Source organism: Alteromonas sp. ASW11-130, from assembly GCF_026183735.1.
In the GTDB taxonomy this organism is placed as follows: Bacteria; Pseudomonadota; Gammaproteobacteria; order Enterobacterales; family Alteromonadaceae; genus Alteromonas.
In genome coordinates, this window is the sequence record NZ_JAPFRE010000027.1 from 488,029 (window position 1) to 500,048 (window position 12,020).

At 41.2% G+C, this 12,020-nt stretch carries 9 protein-coding genes; 4 read left to right on the forward strand and 5 right to left on the reverse strand.

Annotated elements, in window-relative coordinates; genetic code table 11:
• Nucleotides 1-40 precede the first annotated feature (40 nt).
• Nucleotides 41-2,728 (reverse strand): DNA topoisomerase (ATP-hydrolyzing) subunit A, encoded by a 2,688-nt coding sequence (gene gyrA / locus OPS28_RS11380; protein ID WP_265609569.1) that lies wholly within the window; start codon nucleotides 2,726-2,728, stop codon nucleotides 41-43.
• A gap of 308 nt (nucleotides 2,729-3,036) precedes the next feature.
• Between gyrA and ubiG the strand changes: the two genes are divergently transcribed.
• The 4 genes from ubiG (at nucleotide 3,037) to yfaE (ending at nucleotide 8,041) form a co-directional block, all read left to right on the forward strand.
• A complete protein-coding gene (gene ubiG, locus OPS28_RS11385; protein WP_265609570.1) occupies nucleotides 3,037-3,735 on the forward strand; it encodes a bifunctional 2-polyprenyl-6-hydroxyphenol methylase/3-demethylubiquinol 3-O-methyltransferase UbiG in 699 nt (232 codons plus the stop codon).
• Nucleotides 3,736-4,240: 505 nt separating this feature from the next.
• Nucleotides 4,241-6,556, forward strand: coding sequence for a class 1a ribonucleoside-diphosphate reductase subunit alpha (gene nrdA / locus OPS28_RS11390; RefSeq protein ID WP_265609571.1), 2,316 nt, complete (start codon nucleotides 4,241-4,243; stop codon nucleotides 6,554-6,556).
• Between the two features lie 61 nt (nucleotides 6,557-6,617).
• On the forward strand, nucleotides 6,618-7,748 hold the full coding sequence (gene nrdB / locus OPS28_RS11395; protein WP_265609572.1) for a class Ia ribonucleoside-diphosphate reductase subunit beta: 1,131 nt from the start codon (nucleotides 6,618-6,620) through the stop codon (nucleotides 7,746-7,748).
• Between the two features lie 17 nt (nucleotides 7,749-7,765).
• Entirely contained in the window at nucleotides 7,766-8,041 is a 276-nt protein-coding gene (gene yfaE, locus OPS28_RS11400; protein ID WP_265609573.1) for a class I ribonucleotide reductase maintenance protein YfaE, read from the forward strand.
• On the opposite strand, the gene OPS28_RS11405 is transcribed toward yfaE, so the two are convergent.
• From OPS28_RS11405 to bamC, 4 genes are all read right to left on the reverse strand, one after another.
• Nucleotides 8,038-8,967: a diguanylate cyclase gene (locus tag OPS28_RS11405; RefSeq protein WP_265609574.1), complete on the reverse strand. Its 930-nt coding sequence runs from the start codon at nucleotides 8,965-8,967 to the stop codon at nucleotides 8,038-8,040. The two genes, yfaE and OPS28_RS11405, sit on opposite strands and share 4 nt — an antisense overlap.
• 138 nt (nucleotides 8,968-9,105) lie before the next feature.
• Nucleotides 9,106-10,098, reverse strand: a complete 993-nt coding sequence (locus tag OPS28_RS11410) for a hypothetical protein (protein WP_265609575.1) — start codon at nucleotides 10,096-10,098, stop codon at nucleotides 9,106-9,108.
• A gap of 96 nt (nucleotides 10,099-10,194) precedes the next feature.
• Nucleotides 10,195-10,908, reverse strand: a complete 714-nt coding sequence (gene purC / locus OPS28_RS11415; RefSeq protein WP_265609576.1) for a phosphoribosylaminoimidazolesuccinocarboxamide synthase — start codon at nucleotides 10,906-10,908, stop codon at nucleotides 10,195-10,197.
• Nucleotides 10,909-10,921: 13 nt separating this feature from the next.
• Nucleotides 10,922-12,019: an outer membrane protein assembly factor BamC gene (gene bamC, locus OPS28_RS11420; protein WP_265609577.1), complete on the reverse strand. Its 1,098-nt coding sequence runs from the start codon at nucleotides 12,017-12,019 to the stop codon at nucleotides 10,922-10,924.
• Between the last annotated feature and the right edge of the window lies 1 nt (nucleotide 12,020).

Sequence of the window (12,020 nt, forward strand, 5' to 3'; positions counted from 1 at the left end):
AAGACATGGTTGCAAGGTGTCAGCATACTGACACGTTACATTACTCTTCTGTCGCTGGCTTATCACTGGCTTCTGTTGAAGCCTCATCAGCATTCTCATCGGTAAGATTTTCATTACCCTCGATGCTTTCTAGAAGTTCTTCATCCATCTCTTCGATGCGTTGAAGACCCACAACGTGTTCGTTCTCAGTAGTACGAATCAAACGTACACCCTGGGTATTTCTACCCACAACTGATACTTCACTTACGCGAGTTCGCACCAGCGTGCCTTGGTCGCTTATCAGCATCATTTCGTTTGTTTCGTCGACCTGCACAGCGCCAATTACTTTGCCGTTGCGTTCAGATACTTTTATAGAAACAACCCCCTGAGTAGCACGACTTTTCGCCGGGTAGTCAGCTAAAGGAGTACGTTTGCCGTATCCATTTTCTGTAGCAGTTAATATGTCGCCGTCTCCTTGAGGGACTATCAACGAGACCACTTTCTGACCGTCTTGCATACGGATACCACGAACACCCGTAGCAGTTCTGCCCATTGGACGTAATGCTAATATTTCTTCACCTGTTTCAGGATCTATTTTAACGTCACCCGTTTCCGCGTCTCGAGCTTTTTCATTAAAGCGTACAACCTTTCCTGCATCAGAGAACAACATTATGTCATCACTACCGGTAGTAATAGCAACGCCTATCAGTTCGTCACCATCATTGAGGTTTACCGCAATAATACCGTTAGAGCGTGGACGTGAATAAGAGCTCAAATCAGTTTTCTTAACTGTACCGTTAGCCGTCGCCATAAGGACATATTTGCCTTCTTCGAACTCTTTAATCGGCAAAATAGCAGTAATGCGTTCGTCATTTTCCAAGGGCAGAATGTTGACAATTGGACGGCCACGGGCGTTCCGAGAAGCGAATGGCAGTTGATACACTTTAAGCCAATATAGCCTGCCTCGAGTGGAGAAACACAAAATGTGATCATGGGTATTGGCGACTAACAAACGTTCGATGAAATCTTCATCTTTCATCTTAGTTGCAGACTTACCCTTACCTCCACGACGCTGTGCTTCATAGTCAGATAATTTCTGATACTTAACATATCCTTCACGAGAAAGCGTTACGACAACGTCTTCTTGTTCGATTAAATCTTCAATATCAATATCGTGCGTAGCGGCAGTAATCTCAGTCCGACGCTCATCACCGTATTCGTCGCGAATCGCTTCTAACTCTTCACGAATAACTTCCATCAAACGCTCAGGTGAACGCAAAATGTGCAGTAATTCCGCTATCTGCTCAAGCAGCACCTTGTACTCTTCTAGAATCTTATCGTGCTCTAGCCCTGTAAGCTTGTGCAAGCGTAAATCAAGAATTGCCTGAGCCTGTTGCTCAGTAAGATGGTATTTACCATCACGGATACCAAATTCAGGTAGTAACCAATCGGGACGGGCGGCATCGTTACCAGCACGCTCAAGCATATCGGCCACGTCACCTAATTGCCAGCCTTGGGCAACTAATGATTGTTTCGCTTCTGCAGGACTGGGGGATGCTTTGATTAACTCGATGATTGGGTCGATGTTCGCCAGCGCAATTGCCAGACCTTCAAGAATATGTGCTCTATCGCGAGCCTTACGAAGCTCAAACACCGTCCGTCGAGTAACAACTTCACGACGATGAAGAATAAATGATTCTAATGTTTCTTTAAGATTAAATACTTTCGGCTGGCCGTTATCCAGCGCAACCATATTTATGCCGAATACAGTTTGCAGCTGTGTATTCGCATATAAATGATTTAACAGCACTTCTGCAGATTCAGAGCGCTTAACTTCTATAACAATGCGCATGCCGTCTTTGTCAGACTCATCACGCAGTGCCGAAATTCCTTCAATCCGTTTTTCTTTAACCAGTTCCGCAATTTTTTCTATTAAGCGGGCTTTATTCACCTGATACGGAATTTCGTTAACTACAATAGTTTCTTTTCCATTGGAGTCGGTTTCTATTTCAGCTTTTGCTCGTAAATAGATCTTACCGCGTCCAGTACGATAGGCATCGTCTATCCCCTTGCGGCCGCTAATGGTAGCTGCTGTCGGGAAATCTGGACCGGGGATGTGTTCCATTAAACCGTCAATACTTAAATCAGGGTCGTCAATCAAGGCGACACACCCATTAACGACTTCCGTTAAGTTATGTGGAGGAATATTGGTTGCCATACCCACGGCGATACCGGACGATCCATTCACCAATAAATTAGGAACACGCGTAGGTAAGACTTCGGGAATTTGCTCTGTACCATCATAGTTGGGTACAAAATCTACGGTATCTTTATCTAAATCTGCTAACAATTCGTGGGCGATCTTCGCCATACGAACTTCTGTATAACGCATAGCTGCAGCCGAATCACCATCAACTGAGCCGAAGTTTCCCTGACCGTCAACAAGCATATAACGCAAAGAAAATGGTTGCGCCATTCGGACGATGGTGTCATATACAGCAGAGTCGCCGTGAGGGTGATATTTACCGATAACATCCCCTACAACACGCGCTGATTTTTTATATGGCTTATTGAAATCGTTTTTTAGCTCATTCATCGCAAATAAAACACGGCGGTGAACAGGCTTCAAACCATCTCTAACATCAGGCAAAGCACGCCCGACGATTACGCTCATAGCGTAATCGAGGTAAGAGTTCTTTAACTCTTCCTCTATATTAATGGGAAGGATTTCTTTCGCGTCATCACTCATAAACTGCGTTATCCCTTTTTTCTAAACACATGCGGCGCTGTATAAATAGTCTGTTAAAAAACGAGGACGGTAGGAGCGCTCACTATTATAATTGGGTGGTAAAACAATCGCTGAGTGTACCACTGACGAATCAAATTATGTAGCAGTTAATCTATTACATTCGATAATTTATCAGAAATCAGGCCTATAGTTGCGGTAGTTGATTACTTATTCATCGATCATAATAAATAAATAGCAAACCCCCTCCTTTTTTAATGAAATTAAGGTAAGGTTTATTCCTCCATTTTAATTCAGGTAGCATAAAAAGTATGGCGAATGTCGACAGCCAGGAAATAAATAAGTTTGCCGAACTTGCTTCTCGCTGGTGGGACCCAGAAGGAGAGTTCAAACCCCTTCACGCAATCAACCCTCTTCGATTAGAATTTATCGAAACGCACGCCAAAGGCCTTCATGGGAAAAAAATTGTAGATATAGGTTGTGGAGGCGGAATACTCTCGGAGTCAATGGCTGCATGTGGGGCTGACGTTACGGGTATAGATATGGCGGAAGCTTCCCTCGAAGTGGCCAAGCTTCATGGGTTGGAAAGCCAGATAAAGGTAAACTATGCGTGCAGTACCGCAGAAGATTTTGCTGCTCACCATGAAAACGGCTTCGACGTGGTTACCTGTATGGAAATGTTGGAACATGTACCAGACCCTTTTTCAGTGGTACAGGCCTGTTCTAAACTGGTTAAACCTGGCGGCCACGTGTTTTTTTCGACATTAAACAGAAATATGAAATCTTATTTAATGGGCATTCTTGGCGCTGAATATGTGCTTAACCTGGTTCCTAAAGGAACCCACCAATACAGTCGTTTTATAAAACCGTCAGAATTGATGACAATGACGGATAACGCCGGTTTAACTAGCCGAGATGTTACTGGATTGCATATGAACCCGCTAACTCAGACGTTCTATCTATCTGATCGTAACATTGATGTGAATTATCTTCTGTACACGCAAGCATAGCAAACAACTATATATAGTGCGAAGCAGGCCTCTTTCGCACTATATATCGTGTTCATCTAAAAACTTCCCTTCAACCAAAAAATTAATTTAATTATTTTTCTGACCTCAAAAAATACTTGCATTTGATTAAGTGAAGGCTTGATTAATGCTTTTAGGTGAGTCACCACTAACCAAAATTCTAGTTAGGGTTAACTGCTGTTAAAACCACCAGATATTGGGTTGCATTACGCGCAAAACCTCACTATCTTGTGCCTTGTTCAGAGCGTTCAAACGATTAAAAAAATAACAGTCCAAACTCGCTCGATGCTGCAACGGATAGCAATGGACAACGCACTCTTGAAAGCTTATCTCAATAAAAGTAAACAATGAAAAGTATTCAGCAGTGTTTATCAACAACAGATTTGAATGAATAATAATATGTCTTCCAAAAAACGATAACAGTGTTCACCCACTTTATTTTGCGAAGATTAACGTTACACGCGCTAACTAAAATACGGCCAGCACAATGAATAATAATTTGTATGTCACCAAACGCAATGGTGAGAAAGACCCCATCGATCTGGATAAAATTCATAAAGTTATAACCTGGGCAGCAGACGGACTAAATAATGTTTCCGTTTCCCAGGTAGAAATTCGTGCTCATATCCAGTTTTATGATGGCATCACCACCAGTGAGATTCATGAAACACTCATAAAATCGGCAGCAGATCTAATTTCTACTGAGGCACCCGACTACCAATATTTAGCAGCAAGGCTTGCTATTTTCCACTTGCGCAAAAAGGCCTACGGTCAGTTTGAACCGCCAGCACTAGTTGATCACGTGAAAAAAATGATCGCGAGCGGCAAGTACGACTCACACATATTAGAAGATTACACTGAAGCCGAAATTGCGGAAATGGGAAGTTTCGTCGACCATTGGCGAGATATGACTTTTAGCTATGCAGCCGTTAAGCAGCTAGAAGGCAAGTATTTGGTTCAAAACCGAGTATCAGGCGAAATTTATGAAAGTGCCCAGTTCTTATATGTATTAGTTGCTGCATGTTTGTTTGCCAATTATCCAAAGAGTGAGCGTCTCAGTTATATTCGTCGTTTTTATGATGCAACGTCGACATTTAAAATTTCATTGCCCACCCCAATTATGGCCGGTGTGCGTACCCCTACCCGTCAGTTTAGTTCATGTGTATTAATAGAAACGGGTGACAGTTTAGATTCAATAAACGCCACTGCTAGTGCGATTGTTAAGTACGTGAGCCAACGAGCAGGGATTGGCGTAAATGCCGGCAGAATCCGTGCATTAGGTAGTCCAATTCGTGGTGGCGAAGCTTTCCATACTGGCTGTATTCCATTCTATAAATATTTCCAAACTGCAGTTAAGAGCTGCTCTCAAGGTGGTGTACGTGGGGGCGCAGCAACTCTTTTCTATCCACTTTGGCATATGGAAGTTGAATCGCTTCTGGTGCTTAAAAATAACCGAGGTGTAGAAGAGAACCGTGTTCGTCATCTTGATTATGGCGTGCAATTCAACAAGTTAATGTATCAGCGCATGATGAAGGATGATTACATCACTTTATTTAGCCCTTCTGATGTACCAGGACTGTACGATGCATTTTTTGCAGACCAGCCAAAATTTGAACAGCTGTATGTGCAATACGAAAACGATGACAGTATCAGGAAAAAACGCATTAAAGCGATGGAGCTGTTCAGTCTGTTTATGCAAGAACGTGCCAGTACGGGTCGTATTTATCTGCAAAACGTTGATCACTGTAATACTCACAGTCCATTTAACCCTCTGCTTGCACCCGTGCGCCAAAGTAACTTGTGCCTGGAGATAGCGCTACCGACCAAGCCTCTTGAACATGTGAATGATGAAAACGGGGAAATCGCGCTTTGTACACTATCTGCATTTAATTTAGGCGCGATCGAATCACTGGATGAATTTGAAGAGTTAGCTGATTTGGCGGTACGTGCGTTGGATAACTTACTGGACTATCAGGATTATCCGGTGCCGGCTGCATATAACGCTACTATGAACCGTAGAACGTTAGGTATAGGTGTAATTAACTTTGCTTATTACTTAGCAAAAAATGGCGTAAAATATTCTGATTTCAGTGCAAATGGTCTTATTCATCGCACGTTTGAAGCAATGCAATATTACCTACTCAAAGCATCAAATAATCTAGCCAAAGAAAAAGGTGCGTGCCCTAAGTTTAATGAGACGACTTATTCCCAGGGCATATTACCAATTGATAGCTACAAAAAAGAGCTGGATCAAGTGTGTAACGAGCCTTTGCACTATGATTGGGATGCATTGCGTGAAGAAATTAAAACGCATGGTTTACGTAATTCAACCCTTTCGGCGTTAATGCCGTCTGAAACTTCATCACAGATTTCAAATGCCACTAATGGTATTGAACCACCACGGGGTCATATCAGCGTTAAAGCCAGTAAAGATGGTATTCTCAAGCAAGTCGTCCCTGAGTACGAAGAGCTCAAAGATAAGTATGAACTTTTATGGGACATTCCTTCCAACGAAGGGTACTTGCAACTCGTTGGTGTCATGCAAAAGTTCATCGACCAAACGATATCTGCCAACACTAACTATGATCCGAGCAAATACGAGGGTGGAAAAGTCCCAATGAAAGTATTGCTGAAAGACTTACTCACTACCTATAAATTAGGTGTGAAAACACTTTACTATCATAATACTCGTGATGGTGCGGCTGACCAGAGCACTCAGGAAGCTAAATCAGCTGAGCGCAAGCCCCAAGTAGCGGTAATGGTAGAAGATGATGATTGTGCAGGCGGTGCGTGCAAAATTTAGCACGCCCTTTCCATCGTTATTGTCTGTTTTTACGTTAATCAAAGTTTTCAACTGAGCATTTATGAAATACACAACGTTTAACCAAAAAAGTGTTAATCCCCTCGCTGAACCGATGTTTTTCGGTAACCCTGTGAATGTCGCCCGCTATGATCAGCAAAAGCATGACATTTTTGAAAAGTTAATAGAAAAACAAATAAGCTTTTTCTGGCGACCAGAAGAAGTTGACGTGTCCAGAGACAGAGTTGATTTTCAAAAGCTCACTGATGCTGAAAAACATATTTTCATATCTAACTTGAAGTATCAGACGTTATTGGATTCAGTGCAAGGGCGCAGTCCTAATATTGCGATGTTACCTATTGTGTCTTTGCCTGAGTTAGAAACCTGGATAGAAACCTGGTCATTTTTCGAAACCATCCACTCTCGTTCATATACGCATATTCTTCGAAACCTATTTTCCGATCCTAGTAGTGTATTTGAAGACATTGTCGTAAACGAAGAAATCAAGCGACGCGCGACAGATATTTCGCGATACTACGATGACTTGATATTTGCTACACAGCTTTGGCAAACACAGGGCGAAGGTATTCACACAGTCGATGGCCAGACACACGAAATCACCATGCGCGAGTTAAAGAAAAAGCTTTACCTTTGCATGAATTCGGTAAATGCGCTTGAGGCAATTAGATTCTACGTATCGTTCGCGTGTACGTTTGCTTTTGCTGAACGCAAGTTAATGGAAGGTAATTCAAAAATTATCCGACTGATTGCTCGCGACGAAAATCTGCACTTAACTTCAACCCAACATATACTCAATATTTGGGCTAAGGGTAAAGACGACCCAGAAATGGCTGAAATTGCCCAAGAATGTAAACAAGAAGCCACCGCTATTTTCCTTACTGCGGTAGAGCAGGAAAAGGAATGGGCTGACTACTTATTTAAGCACGGTACTATGATTGGTCTAAACAAAGACATTTTATGTCAATACGTAGACTACATTGCAGTACAGCGCATGAGTGCAATTGGTCTAGAAGCGCCCTTTTCTGTTAAAAGTAATCCGCTGCCATGGATGAACAATTATCTTAACTCAGACCATGTTCAGGTGGCTCCCCAGGAATCAGAAATCAGTTCTTATCTGGTAGGACAAATTGATTCCTCTGTAAGTGGTGATGACTTCGCTGATATGGAATTGTAGCTCAGACTCCGTTCGTCATGACCCATTTAAAAGATGAAGCATTCCATATTGATGTTATCGATGTGGGATGTGCTCAATCATCTTCTGACAAAACCTTATTAGAATCGCTTGAAGAAGCTGACATAGACATTCACTTTCATTGTCGCGAGGGGTTTTGTGGTGCCTGTCGTACGCAATTGCTTGACGGTAAAGTGGATTACACCACTGATCCATTAGCTTATATTGATGATGATGAAATACTACCTTGTTGCTGTATCGCTACAAGCAATCTTACAATAAAAGTACCACTTTAAAGCGTTCCAAACCGGGTTTGATTTCTTCCCGCTTGTTTAGCTTCATATAGTAACTTGTCTGCCTTTTCTATCATTGGCGTAATCTCGTAGGGTGCTTTTGCCGTCACACACCCAACGCTTAATGTTAGCTTCCCAGTTTCAGTGCATTTATTTTCTATATTACGTTTGGCAAGTGACTGATGAATGTTTAGTGAAATTAACTTTGCGCCTTTTTCATCTGTGGCAGGTAAGATGAGAATAAATTCTTCACCTCCATAACGCGCCACGAAATCAGTGCTTCGCGTTGCTATTTTCGATAATGTTTGAGCAACCTGTCGTAAGCACTCATCCCCCTGCTGATGGCCATAGGTATCGTTATAGTGTTTGAAATAATCTATGTCTAACATCATCAATGTAAAAACTTGATAATCTCTTGTCGCATGCCGGTCTTGTTCATTAAGGTAATTTTCCAGATAACGACGATTAAAAACATTAGTCAATCCATCCAACATAGCTAAAGTACTCAACCTATCAGTAATAAGCTTGAGTTTAATGTGGGTTTGCAATCTGTACTTAAGCGTAGGAAAAATAATGGGCTTAGGCACGAAGTCCACACACCCTGCTTCCCAACACTTAAGTTGCGTTTCCTGATCATCATGTCCAGTTAAAAAAACCACAGGCAGGCTTTCCAACTGTTTTGTTGCCTTTATTTGCCTACACAATTCAATCCCGTTAAGGTCGGGCATTTCCATATCTAACATTATCAGATCTGGCTGCGCTTCTTTTATTTGTCTTATAGCGTCCTTGGGCTCACTACACCCAAACACTAGATAATCATTGCTGAGGTTATGCATCAACATTTCTAGTGTTATGGCATCGTCATCCACGATAAACACCTTCGCCCCAGATTTCGGCGTATTTAATACATGGTTAAGAAATGATGACATTCAGTCTCTCTATACAAGCTAACGGGCCTAGTAGTCTATCCACATCCAGTTAAAATGTGCAACATACATCGGCATACATCATATAAAAACCGTCACTAGCAAACTAGCTTTAGCCTACAAAATAAGCTCGCTAATTCATTATAGACTGGTATTTTCACAAATTAATTTAACAAATGAATCTGGATTATCAACGCCTAAGTAAATTTCATTTACCTGATTAGTCGAAGGTTTGAGCGTGATGCAAATATTAGGAGCGCCTGCGAAATTATATCGTTTACGGTTTTTTGATCGCGCTACTTTAGCGGTATTGATACGAATTTGTTCAATATTACTTAGCTTAATATTATATTCTGGTAAAAGGCCGTACCGTATAATCAAACAACTTTCGGTTACTGAAATAGGCCGCCGCGACATTGCTCTGAATTCTGCATAAAACCAAATTAGACTTAAAATACTCAGAAATGTCACCACATTAGCAGCAAAAGGCGACCACACAAAATGCAAAAACACATGCATGAGTGGTAACTCAAAAATCATGATAAAAATAAAACCAAATGCATTGCTTTGCGCACCGTCTTTTTGGTGGTAAGTAAAGTGATGTAAACCGCAAAAATGCTGTATCGCTATTCTTTTCCCAGCAAAGGTATACAGCCACATTCTTATCTCAACGCTAATCAGGCTTATAAAAGGGCCAGGCAGACCGAGTTTTTTAACAGCTTTGTCGATAGCTCTATCAGGATCACCTTGAACAGAAAGCGCTTTGTGTATTGCCCAAATTGTGGTTGCAACCGTAAGCACTTCAAATAGGATAAAAAGTGCAATTACGGGATACCTTCCATACTCTAAAAGGACCCAAATATGTTTTTGCTCAGCAGGAATGATGATACTGCCAATTAGGATAGCCGCGAGCATTAAAAATACAGACTGCTTTACTGCTTTTTTAGGATCTTCAACAAAGATAAAACTAAGGATTGGTGCTACCAGAAGTCCGTCAATCAAAAAAAACCATTCGAAATTTGCATCGCCGAAGTCGTTTAAAACAGAAGAGTGTTGATAATAGAATGCCCACCAGACCGACACCAATAAAAGAAATAAATAAGGAACTTTATCTTTAAATATAGTGTTGAACATAGTGCTTTTCCCTTCAGCACAATAAGTTAATAAATTGAAATTATTAAACAATTAAAATAAAAACACCCGCAAGTTGCAGGTGTTTTAAATGAAAAATTATAGTTCGACTCCGAGTCGTTTGGCTACTTCTATGTAGGTTTCTACTACATTACCTAACCCTTGTCTAAATCGATCCTTGTCCATTTTTTTCTTCGTTTCGGTATCCCATAAACGACAGCCATCGGGTGTAAATTCGTCACCTAGTACGATATCACCCTGTTTATCTATCCCGAACTCAAGTTTATAGTCTACTAACGTCATTCCCGCTTCTGCGAACAATGTTTTCAAAACAGAATTAACTTTAAATGTTAATTCCTTCATCTTTGAAATTTGCTCTTCAGTCGCCCATCCAAATGAAATGATGTGGTAATCATTTACCATTGGATCATGCAAGGCATCGTTTTTAAGGAAAAATTCAAAAACTGGGGGGGTTAGCTCCTTGGCCTCTTCAACACCTAGTCGCTTGACTAAGGAACCCGCTGCGACATTTCTTACAACACACTCAACTGGGATCATATCCAGTTTTTTAACCAATGATTCTGTATCTGAAAGTCGTTCTTCAACCTGCGTTTTTATGCCGGCACTTTCAAGTTTAGACATAATAAAGTGGTTGAATTTATTGTTCACCTCACCCTTTCGCTCCAACTGTTCAATTTTTTGCCCATCAAAAGCTGAAGTATCATTTCTAAAGTGGAGGATCAATTTGTCCTCTGCATCGGTCAAGTAAACCGTTTTGGCCTTACCACGATAAAGTTCGTCGCGCTTTTCCATTATACGTCTCAAATTAAATGTCTAAATTATCTTCTGACATGACCTGCTTAAAAGGTTCGAAAATGTCAGCAATCATATTTGCTTCAAATGGCTTACTTTCATTATCCATAAAAGTAATAGAAGTTTTATCGCCTACTTTTTTAACTTGTAAGCGATAATCGTCTTCTTCTAATAATTCTTCATCGCTGCTAAACCAACTTGTAAACCAATTAGATTCACTTCCAATATAGGTTACAAAAAGCAAGCCTGTTGATTTATCAAGATCTTTTACATCAAAGCCTAATTTTCTTAGTACTAACAGCAGTCTTGGCCAAGTAATATCGTACTTTTCATCCACTACAAAAGCTGGGTGGCCATTAGCATCAAAGCCCATTGACATCTGTAAACCTTGGCGAATTTTCGTAAGTTTACGACTGTCTTCAAGTTGGATCTGATATTCATAGTGATTTATAACTTGATTCAAGATATCTACCTCTTCACGGCGCTGTTGAGCATCACTAATTGATGCCACAACATCACCTTTGGTAGTTGCCATGTAATCTTTCAATTCAACGTGGAGGGCCGCAGTTCGTCCGTGGGACTTTTTCTCAAGAGAAAATTCAAAGCGTTTACCTATTTTACTTTCGGTAGATGTCCACTTGTACCATTTGCTATCGACCGTTTTGGTAATCATCATCCAATCTGTTACCAGTTTCCCTGCATCCGGGTCGAAAGAATCTACACCAATCCCCTGCTCTTCTAAAAAGCTTAGTAACGAATTCCAAATAGCACGATCTAATGGCTGGCTATCATCAACCTGATCAAACCAAACTGTTGCAGCTCTTTCTCCCTCTTGAACGTGAGACCCCGTTACTAATGGCAAAACCAGCGATGGAGACTGAACTGAGAGTTCTTTTCCGAGCATACTCTTGTCAGCGTTTTCACCTAATGAAGGTAGCTCATACTCTTTTGAAAACTCAGGTTGATCGACATCGTTAGGAATCTTTAATGACGCTCGTTCCTGTGCTTCTAAATAATCATAACTGCCAGAAGCGGTGGTCCGCTCCAGCTGGCTTGCACAACCCGTAAGTGCGACAACTGTGCCACTTACTAAAGCCAGTATTGTTTTCATT